Raw genomic sequence first — 22,072 nt, forward strand, 5'->3', positions numbered from 1 at the left:
TGCGGTCACGTGTCGGTACCCGTTCTTCCGGAGGCTCACCGGTGATGGCCGGGTCGACGCCTGTGGGGCAATCCTATCGCCAGGTCGCAACCCGAAATGTGTCACCCCACGCCGAACGTGACCGTGTGATGGCCCGTCGCGCCGTCCGGGGCGGGCGGCGCCTCGGCGTCGGTCTGGGTCTCGCCGTCGGCGGTCGTCGCGCGGACGGCGACGGTGTGGTCGCCCGCGTCGAGGTCCAGGACGGCGCGCCACTGCCGCCAGGTGTCGGGCCCGACGGTGTCCGCGATCTCGGCGGGCACCCAGTCGCCGTCGTCGGCCCTGACCTCGACGGCCTCGATGCCGGTGTGCTGCGCCCACGCGACCCCGGCCACGACGACCTCCCCCGCGCCGACGGTCGACGCGTTCCGCGGGACGTCGATGCGGGACTGCACCTTGACGGGCCCCAGCGCGGACCAGCCGCGCGGCGTCCAGTAGCCCTGGTCCTGCTCGAACGTGGTCACCTTGAGCTCGGAGACCCACTTCGTCGCCGACACGTACCCGTACAGCCCGGGCACCACGAGCCGCGCCGGGAACCCGTGCCGGGTGGGCAGCGGCTCCCCGTTCATGCCGATGGCCAGGAGCGACGTGCGGTCCGGGTCCATGAGCACCGTGAGCGGCGTGCCGGCGGTGAAGCCGTCCACGGACCGCGAGAGCACCATGTCGGCGCCCGCCTGCGGCCGGGCCCGCTCCAGCAGCTCCCGGATCGGGTGACCCAGCCAGAGCGCGTTCCCGATGAGGTCGCCGCCCACGGGGTTCGACACGCACGCGAGCGTCACGTGGTGCTCCGTCATCGGCAGCTCGATCAGCTCGTCCCAGCCGATCTCGAACGGCTCGTCGACCATCCCGGTCACGCGCAGCGACCAGTCCGCCGGATCCACCTCCGGGACCCGGAGGGCGGTGTCGATGCGGTAGAACACGTCGTTCGGCGTGACGTACGGGGTCAGGCCGTCCACAGCCAGGTCGGCGCCCTCCGGGACGGGGGCGGCGGGGTGGGCCGGGCCCGGCAGGCGGAACCGCTCGCGCACCGCCTCGACGGCGCGCCCGCCGGCGCTGATCGCCTGCGACGCCGCGAGCGCCACGACCGCACCGGCCGCGGCGAGGCCGGTGATCTGGAGGAACCGGCGCCGGTCCGGGGCCGACGACGGCGGGGTGGCGGGCGTGGTCTCGGCGCCGGCCTCGTGGTCGGTCGCTTCGTGGGTGATCGGCGCATCGTTCTGCCGATCGCCCACGGCCCGACCGATCGTGCCGGCGGACAGCGACCCGATCGCCGCCCGCAGCACCGGGACGGCGACCGCGATCCCGATCAAGCTCGGCGCCGCCCACAGCGCCGTCGCGCCGGGCCGTGCGACGGCGAGGGCCGCGCCCGCCACGCCCACGAGGGCCAGCAGGGCGACGCCGGTCCAGGTCCGGCGGCGTTCCAGCCATCCGGCGAGGGCCGCGCCCGCCGCGAGCACGAAGCCCATCGAGCCGAGCAGCACCGCCTTGTCGGCGGTGCCGAACCACTCGACGGCGAAGTCCTTGAGCCACGGCGGGACGACGTCGACCACCGCCGCGCCGCCGGCGAAGATCGTGCTCGCACCGGGGGCGATCACGGCGGCGAGCAGCTCGGACACCGCCAGCCCGACTCCTCCGGCGACGACCCCGGCCACGGCGGCGAGCACGCCTCGCTTGTCACCTGCGTTCATGCCGCCAGCCTGCCACCGCCGCCCGGCGAATCCCACGCGCCGGCGGACATCGTCAGGATTCCGTAAGGGCCGGTCGTCGGGTGGTCGGCCGGATGTCGGATGATCGGTCGCCCGGGGGACCGATCATCCGACAACGGGCCGACCACTCAGGTCACACGTCGGCGTTCCGGACGATCTTGCTGTTGTGGGCCTGGGCGCGGGGGCGGATCGTCACCTGGTCGATGTTGACGTGGTCCGGGCGGGAGACGGTCCAGGCGACGGTGTCGGCGACGTCCTCGGCGGTGAGCGGCGTGAAGCCGGCGTAGACCTGGGCGGCCCTCTCGGCGTCGCCGCCGAAGCGGACCAGGGAGAACTCCTCGGTGGCGACCGCTCCGGGCGCGATCTCGATGACGCGCACCGGCTCGCCGGCGATCTCCCACCGCAGCGTCTGGGACAGCATGTGCTCGCCGTGCTTGGCGGCCGTGTACCCGGCGCCGCCCTCGTACGCGCCGAGCGCGGCCGTGGAGGTGAGGTTCACGACGTCGGCGACGCCGCGGGCCGTGCCCGCCTCGCGCAGCAGCGGCAGCGTGGCCTTGGTGACGCGCAGCGTGCCGAGCACGTTCACCTCGTACATCCAGCGCCAGCCGTCGACGTCGCCGTCCTCGACCTTGTCCAGGCCGAGCGCGCCGCCCGCGATGTTGATCACGGCGTCCAGCCCGCCGGTGGCGGCCAGGTGCTCGGCGAGCCGGGCCACGGCGTGGTCGTCGGTCACGTCGACGGCGTAGGGCTCCGCGCCGGTCTCGGCGGCGAGCGCCTCGAGCCGCTCCTTGCGGCGGGCCGCGGCGACCACCCTCCAGCCGTCGGCCGTGAGGCGGCGCACGGTGGCCGCGCCGATGCCCGACGACGCCCCGGTGACGAGTGCTCTTCTCCCAGTGCTCATGTGGCACGAGGGTACGCGGGCGTTCTCTCCTCGGCGGCGGGATCTCGTGGCACCATTTCCGACATACCGCGCTACATCGTGGCAGGCGCGGGCACGGACGAACGGGGGCCTCGGTGAGCGATCTGCACGTACTGGCACCGGTCACGCGGGACGAGCCGAGGTCGCGCCGCGGCCGGTCGGCGGTCCTCGCGGTGGCGCTGGTGCTGGTGGTCGCGGCCGTGGTCTGGCTGTTCGTGACCCTGCTGCAGGGTTCACGGGCGGAGGCCAGGAGCGAGGCCGCGCTCGGGCGGAGCGCGCACGCCGCGGGTGACTGCGACGCGGCGGACCGGCACCTGAAGTCCGCGCTGGACTCGGGCAGCGTCTCGTTCCTCGACTCCCCGGTCGACCGGTCGGGGCTGCGCGCCGAGATCGCCGCCTGCGAGGAGTTGGAGCGGGCGCGCCACCTGGCGGGGCGGGAGGAGTACCGCAGGGCGATCGCCGGATACGGCGACTACCTCGCCTCGGGCGCGGCGCGGTACGGCGGCGCCCTCGACGAGCGGTCCGAGGCGCGGATGGCGCTCGGGCGGGACCTGGAGGCCCGGGACGAGGAGCGGCGTGCGGTGCGGCAGTACGCCGCCGTCATGGCCGACGCGCCGGAGTCCGACCTCGCCGAGACCGCGCGGGAACGCGTCTGGGCGCTGTACGAGCGGGACGTCGAGCGGGGCCGGAAGAAGGAGCCCTGCCGGGCGCTCGATCCCGCGCGCGCGTGGGCGAGGCTGAAGGGCGAGGCGCTCGAGCCGGTCCGGGCCGCCGCGCACGAGGCCCTGTCCTGGTCACTGCTGCGCTGCGGCGAGGAGCGGATCGCCCGCGCGGAGGCGGCGGCGCGCGACGCCCGCTACGAGCCGGACGTGTTCGGCGCCGCCCGGTACGCCCTCACCCGGGCGGTAGAGGACTATCCGGGCACGAAGCCGGGCAGGCTCGCGGGTCAGCGGCTCGACGCGCTGCCGGGCGTCGCCGCCCGCGCGAAGTCCCTCGCCGCCGAGGTCGCCCGGGAGCGGCTCCGGACCGCCACGATCAGGAAGCAGGTCGCGGCCGCCCTGCGCGACGGCGACGGCCTCACGCGGCCCCGGAGGACCGGCGACGCCGGGGACAGCCTGCACCTGACCGTCCGCAACGCCACGGGCCGCCAGCTCTACGTCGCGTGGACGGGCAGGGAGACGGACTCGGTGACCATCCCGGCCGGGGGGAAGACGTGCGCCGGGGCGCGGACGATCACGATCACGCTGCCGCCGGGCGACTACTCGTTCGCGGTGCGCGAGAAGGGCGGCTGGTCCGCGGGGTCGTGGTCCTTCCCGAGCAAGTCCTTCCGCACCTGCGTCCGCTGAAGCACGCGCCGACGACCGGCGGCCTCGGCCGGCGCCGCCTCGGCCGGGGGCAGGTTCCGCCGCGGTCGCCTCGGCCGGGGCCGGGGCCGGTTGCCCTCCCTGTCGGTGACGCGGCGTATGCTGTGGGCCGGATCGCGGGACTTCTCCTGACCTGTCCCGTCGTCGCGGCCCGGACTGTGGGCCGCTGATCCGCCGGCGCGAGATGGCGCGTCGCCCCCAGCCCGGCACCGCGGGTCGTCCTGCGGCGCGGGCCTCATCAGCGACCCTGCACAGGAGCCATCGTGCGTACCCTCATCCCTGCCGTCGTCCGCACCACCGCTCGCCCCGCCGCCGCGGCCACCGCGCTGGCCGCGGCGGCCGTGCTCGCCCTCGCCGGGTGCTCGTCCGCCACCTCGGGCACGGACGGGAGCCCGGACGACGGCGGCCCGGCGTCGGACACGTTCCCGGTCCGCCTCGACAACTGCGGTTTCGCCGCCGAGATCCCCGCGCCGCCCGAACGTGTGGTGACGATCAAGTCGTCGACCACGGAGATGCTGCTCGCGCTCGGCCTCGGCGACCGGATCGTCGGCACCGCGTTCCTCGACGGACCGGTGCCCGAGTCCCTCACCGACGCCGCCGCCGACGTCCCGGCGCTGGCCGAGCCCCTGACCGACGAGGCGCCGGGCTCGGAGGCGGTACTGGAGCTCGAGCCCGACCTGATCTACGCGGGCTGGGAGTCGAACCTCACCGCGGAGACCGCCGGGGACCGCGAGACCCTCGCCGCCCTCGGCGTCGCCACCTACGTGTCCCCCGCGGCCTGCAAGGACCCCGCGTACATGCCAAACCCGCTCACGTTCGACCACGTCTTCGGCGAGATCGAGGAGATCGGCCGCGTCTTCGGGGCCGAGGACGCCGCCGCGGACCTGGTCGCCGAGCAGCGGTCGGCGCTGGCGGCGATCGAGCCCGACGACCGCGGCCTGACGGCCCTCTGGTACTCCTCGGGCGACGACGTCCCGTACGTCGGCGCGGGCATCGGCGCGCCCCAGATGATCATGGACGCGGCCGGGCTCGAGAACGTGGCCGCCGATGTGCGCGACACCTGGACCTCGTTCGCCTGGGAGGAGGCCGTCGCCGCCGATCCGGACGTGATCGTGCTGGTCGACGCCGCCTGGAACACCGCCGAGGCCAAGAGGGAGCGGCTCGCGGAGAACCCGGCGACCGCCGAGATGACGGCCGTACGGAACGAGAACTACGTCGTCGTACCGTTCCCCGCGACCGAGGCCGGCGTACGGAACGTGGACGCCGCGGCCGACGTCGTCGACCAGCTCGGAGCGCTGGGCCGGTGACCCCGTCGACCGGGACGACGGCGGAGGGCCGGGCGGCTGCGGAGAGCCGGACGACCGCGGACGGCCGGGACCGGCCGCCCCGTCCGGCAGGCGCGTCCGCCGGACGGGGCGGCCCCGCGGTCGCCGGGCTCGCGCTCGGCGGGGTGCTCGTCGCGTCGCTGCTCGCCGCGGTGCTGATCGGGCCGGCCGACCTGTCCGCCGCCGAGGTGGGCCGCTCGCTCGCCACCCACCTCCGCCTCGACCTGGTGCTGGAACCGCTCGGGCTCCCGGTCGAGCCGCTGTCCCCCATCCGCGACGGCATGGTGTGGCAGCTCCGCGCCCCCCGTGCCCTGACGGCCGCCGCCGTGGGGGCGGGTCTGGCGGTGTGCGGCGTCGTGATGCAGTCCCTCACCCGCAACCCGCTGGCCGACCCCTACCTGCTCGGCCTGAGCTCCGGCGCGTCGCTCGGCGCGGTGCTGGTGCTCGTGGCGGGCGGCGGCGCCGCGCTCGCGCTGCTGCCGGTCGCGGCGTTCGGCGGCGCGGTGCTCGCGCTCGCGGCGGCTCTCGGCCTGGCGGGCGCGCTCGGCCAGGTCACGCCGACCCGCACCGTGCTCGCCGGGCTGGCGATCAGCCAGATGTGCGCGGCGGCGGTGTCGTTCGTCATCTTCTGGTCGGTCAAGGGCGACGCGTTCCGCGAGGTCATGAGCTGGCTCATGGGCTCGGTCGGGTCGGCGACCTGGGTCTCGGTCGCGGTGACCGGGGCGGCCACGCTGCTCCTCGGGACCGGGCTGATGCTGTCCGGGTCGGTCCTGGACGCGTTCACGTTCGGCGAGTCCGCGGCGGCGACGCTGGGCATGGACGTGCAGCGGGTCCGCTGGACGCTGCTGATCGCGGTCGCGCTGCTGACCGGCGCGCTGGTGTCGCAGAGCGGGTCGATCGGGTTCGTCGGGCTGATCCTGCCGCACGCCGTGCGGCTGGTCGTCGGCGCCCGGCACCGCCTCCTGCTGCCGCTGTCCGCTCTCGCCGGGGCGTCGTTCCTGGTCTGGGCGGACACGCTGGCCCGGACCGTGTTCGCCCCGCGCGAGCTGCCGGTCGGGATCGTCACGGCCGCGGTCGGCGCGCCGGTCTTCGCGTTCCTCCTCTGGAAGGGCAGGGCCCGCGCATGACGGACCGATCGCCGTCGTCCCCCTCGATCGCGCGGGGCCCGCGCCCGACCGACCGGGCCCGATCGGACGCTCGGAGGCCGTCGCGCGGCACCGAGCCGGGACCGTCGTCGTCCTCGGGGGAACCGGACCCGTCGGTCCGGCGCGACGCGGGGCTCGCGGCCGAGCGGGTGTCCTGGGGCATCGACGGGCGGCTGATCCTCGACGGGGTCGAGCTGGCCGCGCCGGCCGGGGCCGTGACCGGGCTGCTCGGGCCGAACGGATCCGGGAAGTCGACCCTGCTCCGGGCGATCGCGGGGATCCGGCCGCCGGACGACGGCGTCGTCGTGTTCGACGGCGACGACCTGCTGCGGACGGGGCGCCGCGCCCGCGCCCGCACGCTGGCGCTCGTCGAGCAGGACGCGAGCACGGACCTGCCCATCACGGTGCACGACGCCGTCCTGCTGGGCCGCATCCCGCACCGTGCCCTGCTCGCGGGGAACTCGGACGCGGACCGCGAGACCGCCGACCGCGCCCTGGCACGCGCCGGCGCCGCCGACCTGGCCGACCGCCAGATCGCCACGCTGTCCGGCGGCGAGCGCCAGCGCGTCCACCTGGCCCGCGCGCTCGCGCAGACTCCGCGCCTGCTCCTGCTGGACGAGCCCACGAACCACCTGGACATCGCCGCGCAGCTGCACACCATGGAGGTGCTGCGCACCCTCGCGGCCGACGGCGTCACCGTGCTCGCCGCGCTGCACGACCTCAACCTCGCCGCGGCGACCTGCGACCACGTGGTCCTGATCGCCGAGGGCCGGGTGGTCGCGGCGGGCCCGACGGAGCAGGTCCTGGTCCCGGAGATCATCGAGCCGGCCTACGGGGTCGGCTGCGACGTCCTCCCCCACCCCCGCACCGGGCGCCCGGTCCTCACCTTCTCCCCGGCCGCCACGATCCCGGTCGCGTAGACGCCGGCCGGGAGGCGCGCTGCCGCGGCGAGGCGGGTGAAGACCTCGGCGCTGCGGGTGCCGGGCCAGTCCTCGGGCAGGAACTCCGGCGGCAGGCCCGGGTCCTGGTACGGGATCGGGCGGTAGGCGTCGAGCGCCCGGATCCAGGTGCGGAACGCCTCGGACGGCTCGGGCCCGCCCGCGCCACGCTCCCCGTCGAGCAGCCGGGTGATCGGCTCGGCGTGTCCCGCGAGGAAGCGTTCGTGCAGTTCGCGCAGCGCGGGCAGGTCCCACCACCGGGCGATCGCCGCCGCGGGTCCGCCGGGGTAGCGGATCTCGGAGGCGAGGAAGACCGTCGCCCGGCCGGTCAGCTCGAGCTCGTCGAGGATGACGGCGACGTCGTCGGCGAGGTGCTCCGGACAGATCCACAGCGCCGACGACACCGACCCGCAGCCGATCGCCGCGAGCCGGCGTCGCAGGCGGTGCCGCAGGTCCCGCTGGTCCTCGGGCACGCTCCAGGAGACGAGGCACCAGCGGCCGGCGTCGTCCCCGGTGCGGCGCGGGCCGAAGATGCGCCGGTCGCCGCGGCCGAGCATCTCGGCCGCGGCCGGGGCGACGGCGTAACCCGCGACGCCGTCGCGGGCCTCGGCGACCAGGAGCCCCTTCGCCTTGACGCGACCCAGCGCGGTCCGGGTGCGCGCGGCCGGGACGTCGAGCTCGGACATCAGCGCGACCAGGGCCGACACGGGCATCCACCCACCCTGGTCCCGCAGGGTCGCACCGACGAGGGTCCGCAGCAGCGAGGTAGCGCTGCCCGGACGCGACTCGAAGTCGTCGAGGACGGTCACTGGGGGCGGGTCACGGTCGTCGGGTCACTGTCTCGGGGCGGCCCCGGGGTCGCGCAGCGCCTCGGCGACCAGCGCCAGGCCGCGCGCGACCTCCGTGAACGACGTGCTCAGCGGCGACAGCCCGATCCGCATCCCGGCGGGAGGGCGGAAGTCGGGCACGACGCCCCACCGCCACAGCAGCGCCGTCACCTCCCGGAACCGGGGGTGCTCCAGCGTGACGTGGCTGCCGCGCACGGCGGCGTCCCGCGGCGAGGCCACGCGCACGCCGTGCGGGGAGAGGTGCTGGTCCGCGGCCTCGATCACGAACCGGGTCAGCGCCACGGACTTGGCGCGCACGGCCGGCATCCCCGTCTCCTCGAGGAGCGCGAGCATGTCGCGCAGGGCCAGCATGCCCACGACGGGCGGCGTGCCGCTGATGAACCGCCGGATGCCGGGCGCGGGCTCGTACGCGGGTCCCATGGCGAACGGGTCGGCCGCGCCCATCCAGCCCTGCACCGGCTGCCGCAACCCGGCCTGCAGTTCCCGTGCGACGTAGCCGAACGCGGGCGCGCCCGGGCCACCGCCCAGGAACTTGTACGTGCACCCCACCGCGAGGTCCACGCCGCACGCGTCGAGCTCGACGGGCACCGCGCCCACCGAGTGGCACAGGTCCCACAGGACGAGGCCCCCGGCGTCGTGCACGACGCGCGTGATCGCCGGCATGTCGGCGATGAACGCGGACCTGAACGCGACGTGGCTGAGCAGCACGAGCGCGGTGCGCTCCGAGACCACGCCCGCGACGTCGTCCGCCGTCACGCCGAGGGCCGGGTCGGGCCGGATCCAGCGGATCGTCATGCCGCGCTCGGCGGCGATGCCCTCGAGGACGAAGCGGTCGGTCGGGAAGTTCTCGGTGTCGGCGACGATCTCGTCGCGGCCGGGGCGTGCGCCGACGGCGGCGCGCGCCAGCTTGTACAGCATCACGGTGGTGGAGTCGGCGACGACGGTCTGGCCGGCGGCCGCGCCGAGCGTGACCCGGCCGATGGCGTCGCCGAGCTCGGTGGGGGCATCCATCCAGCCCTCGTCCCAGGCGCGGATGAGGCGGGAGGCCCAGACGTCGTCGACGAACCCGGCGAGCCGGTCGCGCGTGGCGCGCAGGGGGCGGCCGAGCGAGTTGCCGTCCAGGTAGGCCACCAGACCGGGACTCGGGGCGAACCGGTCGCGGTAGTGGGCCAGCGGGTCCGCGGCGTCGAGCGCCGCGGCCCGCTCGGCGAGGTCCGGCGGCGTGAGCGCGACGGCGTCGGGCGCGGCGGCGGGCGCGACGGTCTCGGGGACGACGGCGGTCGCCGGCGCGGTCGATTCGGGGACCGCCGGTCGGTCGGTGGCGTCGGCCGCGGCGGATGCGCCGCCGTGCGCCGCCGTCGCGCTGCTCGGGGTCGTCATGTCAGGGCCTCCAGGTCCGCCGGGGTCAGGCGGCGGGCGTCGGTGAGCCAGTCGACCAGCTCGTCGGCGGTCTCCGGCCTCGGGTGCGGCGAGATCAGCGCGCGTCCGGGGACGACGCGGTCCGGGGCGCCGACCACGGCGCGCAGCAGCGCCTTCCCGGTCAGGCCCGCCTCGCCGAGCAGCTCGATCTCCCGGGTGTTCAGGCCCACCGGGGTGTTGCCGTTGCCCATGTCCGTGCCGTACACGACCGCGCCGCCCGCCGAGGAGAACCGACGCACGTTGTCGAGCGCGGTCGCGAGCGCCTCCCCCTCGTGGATCGAGAGCGTGGAGATCCAGGTGGTCCGGCCGGCCGAGGCGCGCAGCAGCTTGTCCGGCAGCGGCTCCGAGAACGGCGCGTGCACGAGCACCTCCGCGCCCGCGCCGAGCGCGCGGGCGGCCTGTCCGGCGCCCTCGGCGTGCACGACGGCGGGGAGCCCGGCCGCGCGCGCCGCACGCACGAGGGCGACCAGAGTGACGTCGTCGAGCAGCGGCATGTCGGCGTGCAGGGCGATCTTGACGAACGACCCGCCCACGGCGACGACGTCGGCCACGGCGCGCTGCGCGTCCGTGCGGCCGGCGACCGGCCGGACGGCGGCCCGCGGCACCCAGGCCCGCCCGGTCGGGTAGCCGCCCGGCGCGGTGTGGAACGGGCCGGCGAAGCGGACCTTGACGCCGGACGGCGGCGCCTTCGCGATGGCGGCGATGACCACGGGATCCCAACCGAGGTCGTGCACCTCGGCGACGACCGAGCCGGCGAGCCGGTCCGGGTCCACCAGGCCCAGATGCACGTGGTGGTCGATCACGGCGGGCAGGAGCGACCGAGCCATCAGGCACCGACCTCCGTCCGTACCGAGATCAACTCCGGGAAGAACGTCAGATCCAGGGCCCGCTTGAGGAAGTCGACGCCCGAGGACCCGCCCGTGCCGGTCTTGAAGCCGATGGTGCGCTGCACGGTGCGCAGGTGCCGGAACCGCCAGAACTGGAAGGCGTCCTCCAGGTCGACCAGGTCCTCGCACGCCTCGTAGATGTCCCAGGCGGAGGACGGGTCCCGGTAGATGCCGGTGAGCACGGGGATCAGATCGGGGTGCTCGACCCAGGCCTCGGTCACGTCGCGCTCGAGGATCTCGTCGGGCACGGCGTGGCCCCGGCGAGCCAGCAGGCGCAGGAACGCGTCGTAGACGGTGGGCTCGCGCAGGAGGCCGTCGAGCAGGTCGTACGCCTCCTGGTTGCCGCGGAAGACCGGCAGCATCTTCTCGTTCTTGTTGCCGAGGATGAACTCGACCGCGCGGTACTGGTACGACTGGAAGCCCGACGACGAGCCGAGCACCCCGCGGAACTCCGCGTACTCGCTCGGCGTCAGGGTCGCCAGGACCGACCACTGCTCGGTGATGGTGCGCTGGATATGCTTGACGCGGGCGACCGCCTTGAGCGCGCGGAGCAGGTCGTCCTCGTCCAGGTGCGCGCGGGCCGCGCGGAGCTCGTGCAGCACGAGCTTCAGCCACAGCTCGGTGGTCTGATGCTGGATGATGAACAGCAGCTCGTCGTGGTGCTCCGGCCGGCTGACCGGGTGCTGCGCGGAGAGCACCTGATCCAGTCCCAGGTAGGAGGCGTAGTCCATCTCCTCCCGGAAATCCGTCCGGATGCCTTCCTCCAGGGGCCGCACCCCCGCCGTCGTCGTCTTCATCACGCCTTTCCCCTCCTCAACCGACCATAACGCCAACCTGACGACCGACACGAATCTGAGAGATCTGGGCACGGCGGTTCGCTCCCCGGCGGCCTTCTCGCCATGATGGGACGCATGGACCTGCCTGAGCCCGTCGCCGCCCTGGCCAAGACCGTCAACCCCGCGTTCGAGAAGGTCGCGAACGGCTTCCCGCCGTTCGCCGTCGTGCACCACGTCGGCCGCACGTCCGGCACGGAGTACACGACGCCGGTCGTCGCGTTCGCCGGACGCGACCCCGACTCCGCCGAGATCCTCGCCGTGATCCCGCTTCCCTGGGGCTCCCGGACGGACTGGATGCGGAACATCACCGGCGCCGGGACGTTCGAGCTGACCCGCGGCACGACGAACTTCCACGTCGACCTGCTGCGGGTGCTGCCGGCCGAGGAGGCGGTGACGATCCTCGCCCCCGTGCCGCGCCAGCTGCTGCAGACCTTCGCGCTGGAGGAATGCCTGGTGGGACGCCTGCGGCGGGTACCGTCTGCGCATGCCTGAGTACACGCTGCGCGACGCCACCCTCGACGACGCGGCCGCGATCGCGGCCGTCCACTGGACCGGGCGGCGCGCCGTCTACCTGCCGCTCGTGCCCGAGGAGCACTGGAGGACGGACACGCAGGCGGCCGGCATCGAGGCCTGGAAGCGCCGCCTCACCGCGGGCGAGACCCCGCTCGTGGCCGAGGTGGACGGGCTGGTGGTCGGGTTCGCCGTCGTCGGCAAGGCGACGCCGCGGCTCGGCCACGAGCCCAAGCGTGATCTCGCCCTGCACGACCTGTGGGTGACGCCGGAGATGCACGGCAGCGGGATCAGCCGGGCGCTTCTGAACGGCGTGCTCCCGCCCGCACGGTCCGCCGAGTTGTGGATCGCGGCGGCCAACACCGGCGCGCGCAAGTTCTTCCAGAAGAACGGCTTCCTGCCCGACGCCACCACCGGAACCGGGGAGGACGGCGTCCTGGAGGTGCGGCTCGTGCGCTGACGCCATAGATTCCACTCGTGGCATCGTGGAGAGCGCGGCAGACGTCCGGAACCGTGGTCGCGCTGGCGCTCCTCATCGCGGCCTGCACCGCGAGCGCCGAGGATCCCGAGCCGGAACCCGCACGCCCGGTGACGGTGACGGAGTCACGGCTCCTCGCGGACGTCCGGGCGCGGAACGTGGACGCGGGCAGCCGCGCGATCACCGCGACGTTCACCGACCGGGGCCGTGAGCTGAGGCTGGACGGCTGGTTCGACTACTCGACGGGCACCGGGTACGGCACGGTGTCCTCCGACGGGCTCCCGTCGGACCGCGTGACCTGGAACGGTGAGCTCGTCGCGACGGCCGCCGGGAAGACCATGGGCAAGCCGCTGACCTCGCTCGACGGCTGGACCGCCGCGCCGCTCGACCCGAGCGGGTCGGCGCTGGGGGTGGTGCTCGCCGTCCTGGCGGGCCTCGGCGCGGAGCGGCCCGACGACGCGGCGCTCATCCGGCGGGGCGGTGCGCTCTGGCTGCGGGAGGACGAGACCGGCGGGCGGAGCGTGACGGTGTTCGCGGGGCCGACGTCGGGGCTGGGTGACGGCGGTGGGACCCGTGACGACGGCGGCGGCGGGCGGGGCGACGGCAGCGACCGCGATCGTGCTGACGAGACGGATGCCGGCGGCGAGGCGCCGGCGTCGGGCGGCCCGGACCACGAGGACGCCCAGCCGGTCGACCCGGACGCCTCCCGGATCCGGTACTGGGTGGACGACGACGGGCTGGCGCACCGCGTGGACGTACGACTCGGCGACACGTGGGCCGAGGTCATCCTCGAGAACGACGACGTACCGGTGCCGCCGCTGCTCGCCGACATCGACCTGGACGTGAAGGGCGGCGTGGCGAGGACCGACGCGGCTCCGAAGGACGGCGACTGAACGCAGCGTGATAATGGCCGCATGGGACTGTGGATCACCGGCGACCCTGACACCGACGAACTCCTGAGCGACAACCCGTTCGCCCTGCTCACGGGGATGCTCCTGGACCAGCAGTATCCGATGGAGCATGCGTTCGCGGGCCCGCGGAAGATCCTCGATCGGCTCGGGTCCATCGACCCGCAGTTGATCGCCGAGACCGAACCCGACCGATTCGTCGAACTGTCCACCACTCCCCCGGCCATCCACCGCTACGGACGGTCCATGGCCGGACGCGTCCAGGCGCTCGCCCAGGCTGTGGTCGACGAGTACGACGGCGACGCGTCGCGCATCTGGACCGACCCGGGCGCCGACGGCGAGCCCACGGGCGCCGAGGTCCTCAAGCGCCTCAACGCCCTGCCCGGCTACGGCGAACGCAAGGCCAAGATCTTCCTCGCCCTGCTGGGCAAGCAACGCGGCGTCCAGCCAGAGGGCTGGCGCGAGGCGGCAGGAGAGTTCGGAGAGGACGGCTCCCGCCGCTCCATCGCCGATGTCACCTCCGCCGAAACCCTCCAGGAGGTCCGCGCCTTCAAGAAGGCCCAGAAGGCGGCCGCCAAGGCGACGGGCGAGTAAACCGGGTCCTCACTGCTCACACCTCAAGGGTGGCTGTCTGGCAGCCCGCCGTCCTTGAGGTGCGCGAGCTGTTCGGAGGGCAACATATCCACGAAGTTCGATCCGTGGCAAGGTGGAGGCATGACGACGACGCTCGAGCTCACCCCGACGACGGTGGCCCCCTCCGGCGCATGCTGCGCGCCCATGGTCCGCGAGGCCATCGACCCCGACCCCGCCCGCGAGCTCGCCCGCGTCTTCAAGGCCCTGAGCGACCCCACCCGCGTCCAGCTCGTCTCCATCATCGCCGCCCACGACGGAGGCGAGGCCTGCGTGTGCGACCTGACCGAACCCGTCGGCCTGGCCCAGCCCACCGTCAGCCACCACCTCAAGATCCTCGTCGACGCGGGATTCCTCACCCGCACCCAGCGCGGCAAGTGGGCCTACTACGCCATCGTCCCCGGCGCCCTCGACCGGATCGCCCGGTCCCTGACCACGGTCGAGCCACTCGGACGCCGAATCGAGAGGGGCCGGCGAACAGAGGGCTGAGCGTGCCGGCGGCCCCGGTCAAGCGCCTGGCAGCACGACCCCGTCGGCGCCCCGGGACCTCAGCCAGTCGGTCCGGGTGATCTCGTACCGGACCTCGCCGTGCTCGGTCCCGGGCAGCGGGTCGTCGAACGGCACGTGGAACGTCTCCACGTGGCGCAGGCCGCACTTCTCCAGGACGCGTCGCGAACCGGCGTTGACCGCCATCGCCTCCGCGACCACCCGCTCCACGCCGAGCTCGAAGGCGTGATCGACGAGAGCCCGGCCGCCCTCGGTCGCGAGGCCCTTCCCCCAGGCGCCCCGACGCAGCCGGTAGCCGAGCTCGGGAACGCCGGCGCCGTCGGACAGCAGACCGAACCAGCCGAGGAACGTTCCGCCGTCGTCCTCGGCGACGAAGCGGCCGAAGCCGGCATGCCGGGCACGATGCCGCAACAGTTCCGCGACCTCCGCCTCGACGGCGTCACGCGACGGCGGCCGCCGGTCGAGATACCGCATGACGCCGGGCTCGGAGTTGAGCAGGCACAGCCGATCGACGTCGTCCTCCCGGACCGGGCGCAACGCCATCCGCGCAGTTCTCAGGACGGCCTCGCTCACACGCCCATCGTAGCGGAGCGCGGCGCTCCGGCCGGCGCCGATCAATTCCCGGGACATGCGCGGCGATCCTCGCCAGGATGGCGGGCATGGAAGAGGTCGAGGTCGTCGTCGCGCACAGCCAGCGCGCGACGTTGCGCGTCGGTGACGTGTTCCTGAAGGTCGACGGCGACGCGGCGCACGCCGACACCGAGGTGCGGGCGATGGCCATGGCGCCGGTACCGACGCCGGCGGTCCTCTGGCGCGAGCCGCCCGTGCTCGCGATCGCCGCCGTGCCCGGCAAGGCACTGGGCCGCCTGGGCGAACCGTCGGACGCGTCGCCGGCGGCGTGGGCCGCGGCGGGCGCCACGGTACGGAGGCTGCACGATGCGCCGCTGCCGCCGTGGCCGGGACACCGGCTCGAGGACGTGGCGGCGGAGCTCGACAGGGAGTGCGAGGCACTGCTCGCCGACGCCGTGCTGCCCGCCGACGTGATCCGGCGCAACCGCGAGATCGCCGAGGCCGCGCTCCGACCGTGGAAGCCGGCCTTCATCCATGGCGACCTGCAGATCACGCACGTGTTCGTCGACGGCGACGAGGTCACCGGCATCATCGACTGGTCCGAGGCCGCGCCGGGCGACGCCATGTTCGACCTCGCCATCCTGACGCTCGGGCACGAGGAACGCCTGGACGACCTGCTGGCCGGCTACGGCCCGGGCGCGGACCGGGGCGTGATCCGGGCCTGGTGGTCCTTGCGCAGCCTGGTGGCATCACGGTGGCTGATCGAGCACGGCTTCGATCCGGACGCGCCAGGCTGCGAGTTCGACGTGCTCAGGTCCCGGATGCGGGAACCCTAGGACCGGCGTCCGAGCCGGCCGGGCCGGGGGCCGGTGCTGCCGTGCCGCGACGACGTCGCGACGTCCGGCGACCATGACGCCACTCACCTGGCGCCGCGAACTCAGTGCGGGATGCCGGCGCGCTGCGCGACGAGTTCGGCGCGGACGAGTTCCAGGAGGTGGCCCATCCAGTTGCCGCCGGCGTGCGGCCCGCGGCCCCAGAAGTCCGAGTGGAGGTCGTCGTAGTGGATGACGGCGTCGCCGGTCGCGAGCAGGAGCTCCGCCAGGTCCGGGTGCTGCGCGAACTTGAGCCGCAGCACCCAGGCCATCACCGCCGTCCGCATCCGGTGGAAGTCCGGTACCGGGGCGGCCGAGGCTGCGGTGATCTGCTGGATCTCCCACGCCGACCCGGCCCGGCGTATCGCCGCCCGCTCGGCCGGATCGCTCGTGGACTGCGCCCAGTAGGCGTGCTCGACGCTCGGGTAGGTCTCGTCGCCGACGGCGATCGGCGCGGGGAAGTCGTTGCGCAGGCCGATGTGCGGGGACTGCTCTCCTGCGTAGCGGATGTTCCAGTTCCCCAGCGGGAGAAAGCCGCGCGGCGCGGCGCCGTCGTCGGCCGGTCCGGGCCGGTGGGACGGCCGTGCACCGGACGCGAAGGGACCGTACTCCTCGAAGTAGGCAAGGTTCGCCCGGGTGACGTCGTCCGGGTCCATCACCTCGTCGTACGACTTCTCGCACAGCTCGTGAAGGGGAGCGTCCTTGGCGTCCTGGTCGCCGAGGACGTACATCCGCAGGTGCTCGGGCACGGCGTCGTACGCCTCGCGCAGGGCCGCGAAGTCGGGCTCGCTGCGGCTGGCCAGGAACCGGTCGACGGCGATCGCGCAGCGGTCGCTCGAGTCGGGCCGGTCGTTCAGCTCGTCGATCAGGTCGGCCACCTCGCCGAGCAGTTCCTCGGCGGCGACCTCGGAGTACACGGTGTCGAACGTCCAGGACGCGAGCCCGTGCGCCGAGCCCCGGCCGCCCGGCTCCGCCTCCGTCACCACCCAGCCGGAGCGCAGCTTCTCCGCGAGCCCGTCGAGGTCGACCCACTCCCAGCAGTAGATGGCGCCGTCGGCGTAGATCTCCAGCGGTGTCAGGAAGTAGTGGCCGTTGTGGATGAACACCCAGCGCCAGGTCCCCTCGACCCGCTCGCCGTCGACCATCCGGTACGTCCGGTTGAGTATCGTCACCGTGCCTCCGATCCGCCTGAACGATAGCGTGCACGGTTGTCACGAGGGGCGAGACACCTGCCGGATCGGGTGCGGCCGGTCGCCGATGATGTCGATGGTGAGCAGGGCGAGGTTGGCCGCGATGGTCGCGCCGACGAGCGCGGTCAGTACGCCGACCGTGGCATCGGCGACGTGGTAGCCGAGCCAGGCCCCGAGGAACGACCCGCCGACGGCCACGACGAAGCCCCGCGAGCGGGTGGCGGGACGCCGGTCCCGGTCGACCCAGGCCAGGTACACGCCGAGCCCGATCGTCGCGCCCATGGACACCACCACCACGGCCGGACCACCCACGAACACCGCCGGCCACAGGCTCCACACGAGCAGAACGGCCAGGAACCATCCGCCAGGACCCAGGATCGCCGGGGCGAGGCTGCGCAGCCAGATGCTCGCCCCGCGCCCGAAGCCGCCCCGGCGACGCACCCTGCCGGCCATCCAGCCGAGCATCGCGGTGGCGATCAGGGCACCACCGAGCAGTGCGCCGGCCACGATCTTGGCGAGGGTCGCCATCGTGAGCCCGACCTCGAACTCCGCCGCGCGGGTTTCGTACCGGGAGTCGTCCACCTCTCCGCTGTCGAAGAACGTGGTGAGGAGCCGTTCGCCGGCCTCGGGCTGGTAGTGCCAGAAGTCGTCGGAATGCCCGAGTTCGGCCAGGATCACCTGCCGGCCGTTCGGCAGTGCGGGAAGCAACTGGTCGGTGGCGTGGCGCGCCGGTGTCGAGAAGTCGACCGTACCGCCGATCAGCAGCGTCTCCACCGGTGACGGCCGCACCTGCCGGTAGTCCGCGTGGTCCGGGCTCGCCGGCCACGCCTCGGTGAGCCGCCCGGCGCCCCAGAGGATGTCGGAGGCGGCGTTGCCGAGGATCGAGCCGGGATCGCCGCCGCGCGCGTAGTAGGCGTCGACGATCTCCGCGTCGATCATGCCTGACGCGGCGCCGTCGCCCGAGGTGGACGACTCCGGGAAGACCAGATCGGCCAGCACGGACAGGGCCCAGAGCCCGCTCGGGTCACCGTCGGCCGCGCGCAGCCAGGCATCGAACATGGTCGGCGCGTTCAGTGGCGCGGCGCTCTCGGTCGTGTGGAACAGGCCGAACATCGTGGCCGCCCGGACGTTGCCGTCCTTGATCGGCAGAAACCCCCAGCGATCCGGCATGTCCGCCGCCGTCGCGGCCATGGATGCGGCGAGATCGTCGGTGCGGGAAGCGCACCCCTCGTCCGCGCGGCAGAGCTCGGCGTAGTGGTCGAGCTGGTCGTCGGTGGTCGCCGGGTCCCAGAGGAATCGGCCCGGAGGGTTGACCGCGAGCATCGCCGAGCGGTGGATCGACTCGGGATACCGCCAGGAGTAGATCATCGCGGTCCGGGTCCCCGCGCTCGAGCTGAACAGGTTGATCCGTGCGTACCCAAGAACCTGGCGTGCCGCCTCCAGGTCGTCGACGCGCTGGGGAAGCGAGTAGCCCTCGAGGTCGACGCCCTCGGCCACCAGGCGCTGCGCGCATTCGGCGAACGCCTCGGCGTAGCGGTCGAACGACTCGTCGCTCACGAGGTCGGCCGACTGCCGCAGCGCCGACTGCACCTCGGGGCAGTCCAGGACCGTCGATCCGTCGATGCCGCGGTATCCGACCAGGACCACGTCGTGGCGCTCGGCCAGGCGGCTCGCGGTCGGGAACGACATGTTCGTCGCGCCGGGACCACCTCCCAACCGGAAGATCGGCTCTGCGGGGTTCCCGCCGGTGGCCCGAATGCGGGTCACCGGCAGCGCGATCAGGTCCGAGCGCGGGTCCCGCCGGTTCTCCGGGACCATCAGTGTCCCGCAGTCCGCTTCCAGGCTCCCCGCCTCGGTGTCGTACGCGCACGGCTCCAGGGCGATCTCACCGGACGTCGCGCCATCGGGTACCACCGGTCGCGAGTCGTCCGGCCGGTCCAGGAGGACGAGGCCGAGCACTGTCAACCCGATCACCACCAGGGCCGCGATCCGGCCAACGGTGAACCCTCGCGGCTGCCGCCTGGGAACCATGTGAACTCCTCGCGTCGGTGCGGAATCGCCCGGGCAGCGGTTCGCCCGCACAGCGATCTGATCGAGACAGATCCTGGTGCGACCGCATTCGCGGCGCCATGGTGCTGCCCGGTGCATCCGGGGTGGGGCACGCCCCACTCGGCTCGCGTTCCGTCCTCGCACGTCGGTTCCATGCGGGTCCCGCAGTGGGATAGCCTCCGTGCCGTGCACGTGCTCTCGTTCCTCCGGTCGCTCGTCGGCGGTCCCCGGCGACGCCCGATCGGGGCGCTGGCGATCCTGACGGTGATCGTCGGCGTGGTGACGATGCACTCGATGAGCGGATCACCGACGTCGCACACGCACCAGGTGCCCCACGGCGCCGCCGTCGTCGACGGTGCTTCCGTCGTCGAAGTCTCCGTCGGCCCCGCTTCGCGGGCAGCGGCGGAACGGGTCACGACGTCGGGACCCACCGCCGTCGCCGACACGTCGGCGCAGGGCCCGGAGATCCAGGCCCTCGGCGAGCCGGGCACGGGCGCCTGCCATGACGGCTGCGGCGGGCACGACCTCACGACGGCGATGTGCCTCATGGTCCTCGTCGCGATGCTCGCCCTCGTCGTGCCCGCACGGCGGCTCCTGTGGCGAGCCCCGCTCGAGGTGTCGACGCCCCTGCTGCCGGCACCGGCCGGCGTCCGGGCGGTCGCCGCTCCTTCCTTGCACGAACTCTGTATCTCGCGGACGTAGACCCGGCCGCGGCGCGCATCGCGCCGACCCGCAGCGCGACCGTGTCGGAGCACGGTCGCGCCAGTGAGTGCTACCCGAGACGAGTTGAAGGAAGACCCATGAAGCACACCCTGATCTCCGTCGTCGCCCTGGCCGGCGCACTCGCCCTCGCGGGCTGCTCGGGCCCCGAGGAGCCCGCGCAGGACACCGCGAGCACGGCCGGCGAGCACACGGAGCACAACGACGCCGACGTCATGTTCGCGCAGATGATGATCCCGCACCACGAGCAGGCGATCGAGATGGCGGACATCGTCCTGGCCGAGCCCGGCGCCGACCCCCGGATCGCCGAGCTCGCCACCCGGGTCAAGGAGGCGCAGGCCCCCGAGATCGAGGAGCTCGGCCGGTGGCTGGACACCTGGGGCGCCGAGCGCACCTCCGAGCACTCCGGCCACGCCGGGATGGACGGCATGATGTCGGAGGAGGACATGCAGATGCTGGACGACGCCGCCGGCCCCGAGGCGAACCGCCTCTTCCTCGAGCAGATGATCGTGCACCACCAGGGTGCGATCGAGATGGCGCGAACCGAGATCGAGTCCGGTCAGGACGCGGGCGCGGTCGAGATGGCGCAGACGATCATCGACACGCAGGACGCCGAGATCGAGACGATGGAAGAGCTCCTCGCCTCGATGTGACCGACGGGTGGTGCGCCGGCGCCCGGCCGGCGCACCACCGTGCAAAGGAGTCCCCATGCGCCGAACGCTTGCCGGCGCGCACCCCCGCACCGTCGTGGCACGGACGGCCGCCGGACTGGTCGCCGCCCTCCTGCTCGCGCTCTGGTGCGCGCCGTCCGCCGGCGCGCACACCCGGCTCGAGTCGACGGCGCCCGCCGCGGGGTCGACGTCGAGTCGCCCGGTCACCGAGGTCACGCTGCGGTTCACGCTGCCGGTGAGTGCGCTCGGCGACGGCGTGGTGATCGACGGTCCGGAGGGCACCGTCGAGGCCGACGTCGCTGGCGCCGAGGACGGCCTCGTCCTGACGGCGACCCCGCGCGACGCGCTGGGCGCCGGCGACTACACCGTGACGTGGAACGCCGCGGCCCAGGACGGCCATCCGCTGGAGGGTTCCTTCGGCTTCACCGTGACCGGCGCGGGCCCGAGCGGGTCCCCCGACGCCACCGGCACGCCGTCCGCCGGCGCGACGACGCCGGGAGAGGTCGGCGGTGGTGCCGGCAGCGGTGATGCCGCGAGCGGTGGCGCCTCCGGCACCGACGGGTCGCACTCCGGCACGGGCCACGACATGGATCACGATCCCGCCGCCATGGACAGCCCCGCGACCGATGTCGCGGAGGCGATCGCACGGCTGGGCAGCGCCGCCGCGCTCTGGGGCGGGCTGGTGGCCGCAGGCGGCCTGGTGTTCACGGGTTTCGTGCTGCGCGGCCGGGACCCGGCCGACGTCGCGGCCGTGCTGCGACTCGTCCGGTGGGCGGGCGTACTGGTCCTCCCCGGCCTCGCCGTCCGCGTCATGGCCGGATCGGTACTCGTGGCGCACGGCGATCTCACGGCGGCGATCTCGCCCTCCGCGATCGGCGGCTCGCTCACCGGCACGACCCTCCGGGCCGTCGGTCTCCAGGCCGCCGGCGCCCTCGCGGTGGCGGCGGGTGCCTGGCGCACCCTGCCGGGCTCGTGGCTCGCCGTCCTCGGCGCCGTCGTGATGGGCGCCGGACACGTCGTCAGCGGCCACAGCAACACCGTCGAACCCCGCTGGCTGATCGTGATCGCCGACGTCGCACATCTCGCCGCGGCGGCCACCTGGGTGGGCGGCGTCGTCGCGATGGGCCTCCTGCTGCGCGTCAGACGCCGGCGCGGACGCGAACCCGACGCCGCGCTCCTGGGAGCGCGCTTCTCGGTCGTCGCGGCCGTGTCCGTGACGGTGGTCGGCGCGGCGGGGGTGCTGCTGGCGGCCGGCGTCCTGGACCGCCCGGCACAGCTCTGGGAGAGCAGCTGGGGACTGCTCCTGCTGGCCAAGGTCGGTGTGGTGCTCGTCGTCGGGGCGATCGGCGCCTACCACCACTTCGGCGTCGTGCCGCGGCTCACGGCACGACGTCGTGGGGTGGTGCGCCATGCGGGACGCTCCCGTACGGCGGGCACCACGCTGCGGCGCAGCGCCGGCCGCGAGACCACGCTGATGGTCGTGGTCGTGCTGCTCACGGCCTGGCTGGTCGGCGCGTCGGTGCAGGGCTGATCGCGGACTCGTC

General features: G+C 74.0%; 22 protein-coding genes. 13 read left to right on the forward strand and 9 right to left on the reverse strand.

Annotated features, from left to right (window positions below; translation table 11 throughout):
- Positions 1-101 precede the first annotated feature (101 nt).
- On the reverse strand, positions 102-1,724 hold the full coding sequence (locus tag IIE03_RS11100) for a molybdopterin-dependent oxidoreductase (protein WP_192862824.1): 1,623 nt from the start codon (positions 1,722-1,724) through the stop codon (positions 102-104).
- A 151-nt stretch (positions 1,725-1,875) separates the two neighbouring features.
- Positions 1,876-2,643: an SDR family oxidoreductase gene (locus tag IIE03_RS11105; RefSeq protein WP_192862825.1), complete on the reverse strand. Its 768-nt coding sequence runs from the start codon at positions 2,641-2,643 to the stop codon at positions 1,876-1,878.
- Between the two features lie 113 nt (positions 2,644-2,756).
- On the opposite strand from IIE03_RS11105, the gene IIE03_RS11110 reads away from it, so the two are divergent.
- The 4 genes from IIE03_RS11110 (at position 2,757) to IIE03_RS11125 (ending at position 7,415) form a co-directional block, all read left to right on the forward strand.
- On the forward strand, positions 2,757-4,007 hold the full coding sequence (locus tag IIE03_RS11110; RefSeq protein WP_192862826.1) for a hypothetical protein: 1,251 nt from the start codon (positions 2,757-2,759) through the stop codon (positions 4,005-4,007).
- 281 nt (positions 4,008-4,288) lie between these two features.
- The gene (locus IIE03_RS11115; protein ID WP_318842926.1) at positions 4,289-5,332 is read left to right on the forward strand and encodes a putative F420-0 ABC transporter substrate-binding protein; all 1,044 of its coding nucleotides are present in this window, start codon (positions 4,289-4,291) and stop codon (positions 5,330-5,332) included.
- Positions 5,329-6,477, forward strand: a complete 1,149-nt coding sequence (locus tag IIE03_RS11120; protein ID WP_192862827.1) for a putative F420-0 ABC transporter permease subunit — start codon at positions 5,329-5,331, stop codon at positions 6,475-6,477. The genes IIE03_RS11115 and IIE03_RS11120 overlap by 4 nt, the downstream gene beginning before the upstream one ends.
- Positions 6,474-7,415 carry a putative F420-0 ABC transporter ATP-binding protein gene (locus tag IIE03_RS11125; RefSeq protein WP_192862828.1) on the forward strand — a complete coding sequence of 314 codons (942 nt, stop codon included), beginning with the start codon at positions 6,474-6,476 and terminating at the stop codon, positions 7,413-7,415. Before IIE03_RS11120 ends, IIE03_RS11125 begins: the two co-directional genes overlap by 4 nt.
- Here the strand turns inward: IIE03_RS11125 and IIE03_RS11130 are convergent.
- From IIE03_RS11130 to IIE03_RS11145, 4 genes are read right to left on the reverse strand one after another with little or no spacing between them, the layout of a single operon-like run.
- Positions 7,325-8,242 (reverse strand): PaaX family transcriptional regulator, encoded by a 918-nt coding sequence (locus IIE03_RS11130; RefSeq protein ID WP_318842927.1) that lies wholly within the window; start codon positions 8,240-8,242, stop codon positions 7,325-7,327. The genes IIE03_RS11125 and IIE03_RS11130 overlap by 91 nt on opposite strands.
- 24 nt (positions 8,243-8,266) lie before the next feature.
- Positions 8,267-9,661: a kynureninase gene (locus IIE03_RS11135; RefSeq protein ID WP_192862829.1), complete on the reverse strand. Its 1,395-nt coding sequence runs from the start codon at positions 9,659-9,661 to the stop codon at positions 8,267-8,269.
- Positions 9,658-10,527, reverse strand: coding sequence for an amidohydrolase family protein (locus IIE03_RS11140; protein ID WP_192862830.1), 870 nt, complete (start codon positions 10,525-10,527; stop codon positions 9,658-9,660). The genes IIE03_RS11135 and IIE03_RS11140 overlap by 4 nt, the downstream gene beginning before the upstream one ends.
- Entirely contained in the window at positions 10,527-11,384 is an 858-nt protein-coding gene (locus IIE03_RS11145) for a tryptophan 2,3-dioxygenase (RefSeq protein WP_192862831.1), read from the reverse strand. Before IIE03_RS11145 ends, IIE03_RS11140 begins: the two co-directional genes overlap by 1 nt.
- Positions 11,385-11,498: 114 nt before the next feature.
- Here IIE03_RS11145 and IIE03_RS11150 point away from each other — a divergent pair, with 114 nt between their 5' ends.
- The 5 genes from IIE03_RS11150 (at position 11,499) to IIE03_RS11170 (ending at position 14,438) form a co-directional block, all read left to right on the forward strand.
- On the forward strand, positions 11,499-11,915 hold the full coding sequence (locus IIE03_RS11150) for a PNPOx family protein (RefSeq protein ID WP_192862832.1): 417 nt from the start codon (positions 11,499-11,501) through the stop codon (positions 11,913-11,915).
- On the forward strand, positions 11,908-12,393 hold the full coding sequence (locus IIE03_RS11155) for a GNAT family N-acetyltransferase (protein ID WP_192862833.1): 486 nt from the start codon (positions 11,908-11,910) through the stop codon (positions 12,391-12,393). The genes IIE03_RS11150 and IIE03_RS11155 overlap by 8 nt, the downstream gene beginning before the upstream one ends.
- A 17-nt stretch (positions 12,394-12,410) precedes the next feature.
- Positions 12,411-13,304, forward strand: a complete 894-nt coding sequence (locus tag IIE03_RS11160; RefSeq protein WP_192862834.1) for a hypothetical protein — start codon at positions 12,411-12,413, stop codon at positions 13,302-13,304.
- Positions 13,305-13,325: 21 nt separating this feature from the next.
- The gene (locus tag IIE03_RS11165; RefSeq protein WP_192862835.1) at positions 13,326-13,913 is read left to right on the forward strand and encodes an HhH-GPD-type base excision DNA repair protein; all 588 of its coding nucleotides are present in this window, start codon (positions 13,326-13,328) and stop codon (positions 13,911-13,913) included.
- A 120-nt stretch (positions 13,914-14,033) separates the two neighbouring features.
- Positions 14,034-14,438 carry an ArsR/SmtB family transcription factor gene (locus tag IIE03_RS11170; protein ID WP_192862836.1) on the forward strand — a complete coding sequence of 135 codons (405 nt, stop codon included), beginning with the start codon at positions 14,034-14,036 and terminating at the stop codon, positions 14,436-14,438.
- A gap of 18 nt (positions 14,439-14,456) precedes the next feature.
- Here the strand turns inward: IIE03_RS11170 and IIE03_RS11175 are convergent, their stop codons facing one another.
- Positions 14,457-15,029 (reverse strand): GNAT family N-acetyltransferase, encoded by a 573-nt coding sequence (locus IIE03_RS11175; protein ID WP_318842928.1) that lies wholly within the window; start codon positions 15,027-15,029, stop codon positions 14,457-14,459.
- Positions 15,030-15,115: 86 nt separating this feature from the next.
- Here IIE03_RS11175 and IIE03_RS11180 point away from each other — a divergent pair, with 86 nt between their 5' ends.
- Positions 15,116-15,862, forward strand: coding sequence for a phosphotransferase family protein (locus IIE03_RS11180; RefSeq protein WP_192862837.1), 747 nt, complete (start codon positions 15,116-15,118; stop codon positions 15,860-15,862).
- Between the two features lie 101 nt (positions 15,863-15,963).
- Here the strand turns inward: IIE03_RS11180 and IIE03_RS26715 are convergent, their stop codons facing one another.
- Positions 15,964-17,070 (reverse strand): NADAR family protein, encoded by a 1,107-nt coding sequence (locus IIE03_RS26715; RefSeq protein ID WP_318842929.1) that lies wholly within the window; start codon positions 17,068-17,070, stop codon positions 15,964-15,966.
- A gap of 39 nt (positions 17,071-17,109) precedes the next feature.
- Positions 17,110-19,119, reverse strand: a complete 2,010-nt coding sequence (locus tag IIE03_RS11190) for a hypothetical protein (protein ID WP_192862838.1) — start codon at positions 19,117-19,119, stop codon at positions 17,110-17,112.
- Between the two features lie 204 nt (positions 19,120-19,323).
- Between IIE03_RS11190 and IIE03_RS11195 the strand changes: the two genes are divergently transcribed.
- The 3 genes from IIE03_RS11195 to IIE03_RS11205 all read left to right on the forward strand — a co-directional run bounded on the left by IIE03_RS11195 (position 19,324) and on the right by IIE03_RS11205 (position 22,059).
- The gene (locus tag IIE03_RS11195; RefSeq protein WP_192862839.1) at positions 19,324-19,839 is read left to right on the forward strand and encodes a DUF6153 family protein; all 516 of its coding nucleotides are present in this window, start codon (positions 19,324-19,326) and stop codon (positions 19,837-19,839) included.
- Positions 19,840-19,937: 98 nt separating this feature from the next.
- On the forward strand, positions 19,938-20,510 hold the full coding sequence (locus tag IIE03_RS11200) for a DUF305 domain-containing protein (protein WP_192862840.1): 573 nt from the start codon (positions 19,938-19,940) through the stop codon (positions 20,508-20,510).
- Between the two features lie 55 nt (positions 20,511-20,565).
- On the forward strand, positions 20,566-22,059 hold the full coding sequence (locus IIE03_RS11205) for a copper resistance CopC/CopD family protein (protein ID WP_192862841.1): 1,494 nt from the start codon (positions 20,566-20,568) through the stop codon (positions 22,057-22,059).
- Positions 22,060-22,072 lie beyond the last annotated feature (13 nt).

Origin of the sequence: Myceligenerans pegani (assembly GCF_014892515.1) — a bacterium.
Classification (GTDB): domain Bacteria; phylum Actinomycetota; class Actinomycetes; order Actinomycetales; family Cellulomonadaceae; genus Myceligenerans; species Myceligenerans pegani.

What these genes read in the sequence shown, in the direction of transcription:
- IIE03_RS11100 (WP_192862824.1), bottom strand. Translation starts at nt 1,724, where the DNA reads ATGAACGCAGGTGACAAGCGAGGCGTGCTCGCCGCCGTGGCCGGGGTC.
- IIE03_RS11105 (WP_192862825.1), bottom strand. Translation starts at nt 2,643, where the DNA reads ATGAGCACTGGGAGAAGAGCACTCGTCACCGGGGCGTCGTCGGGCATC.
- IIE03_RS11125 (WP_192862828.1), top strand. Translation starts at nt 6,474, where the DNA reads ATGACGGACCGATCGCCGTCGTCCCCCTCGATCGCGCGGGGCCCGCGC.
- IIE03_RS11135 (WP_192862829.1), bottom strand. Translation starts at nt 9,661, where the DNA reads ATGACGACCCCGAGCAGCGCGACGGCGGCGCACGGCGGCGCATCCGCC.
- IIE03_RS11140 (WP_192862830.1), bottom strand. Translation starts at nt 10,527, where the DNA reads ATGGCTCGGTCGCTCCTGCCCGCCGTGATCGACCACCACGTGCATCTG.
- IIE03_RS11145 (WP_192862831.1), bottom strand. Translation starts at nt 11,384, where the DNA reads ATGAAGACGACGACGGCGGGGGTGCGGCCCCTGGAGGAAGGCATCCGG.
- IIE03_RS11150 (WP_192862832.1), top strand. Translation starts at nt 11,499, where the DNA reads ATGGACCTGCCTGAGCCCGTCGCCGCCCTGGCCAAGACCGTCAACCCC.
- IIE03_RS11155 (WP_192862833.1), top strand. Translation starts at nt 11,908, where the DNA reads ATGCCTGAGTACACGCTGCGCGACGCCACCCTCGACGACGCGGCCGCG.
- IIE03_RS11165 (WP_192862835.1), top strand. Translation starts at nt 13,326, where the DNA reads ATGGGACTGTGGATCACCGGCGACCCTGACACCGACGAACTCCTGAGC.
- IIE03_RS11170 (WP_192862836.1), top strand. Translation starts at nt 14,034, where the DNA reads ATGACGACGACGCTCGAGCTCACCCCGACGACGGTGGCCCCCTCCGGC.
- IIE03_RS11180 (WP_192862837.1), top strand. Translation starts at nt 15,116, where the DNA reads ATGGAAGAGGTCGAGGTCGTCGTCGCGCACAGCCAGCGCGCGACGTTG.
- IIE03_RS11190 (WP_192862838.1), bottom strand. Translation starts at nt 19,119, where the DNA reads ATGGTTCCCAGGCGGCAGCCGCGAGGGTTCACCGTTGGCCGGATCGCG.
- IIE03_RS11200 (WP_192862840.1), top strand. Translation starts at nt 19,938, where the DNA reads ATGAAGCACACCCTGATCTCCGTCGTCGCCCTGGCCGGCGCACTCGCC.
- IIE03_RS11205 (WP_192862841.1), top strand. Translation starts at nt 20,566, where the DNA reads ATGCGCCGAACGCTTGCCGGCGCGCACCCCCGCACCGTCGTGGCACGG.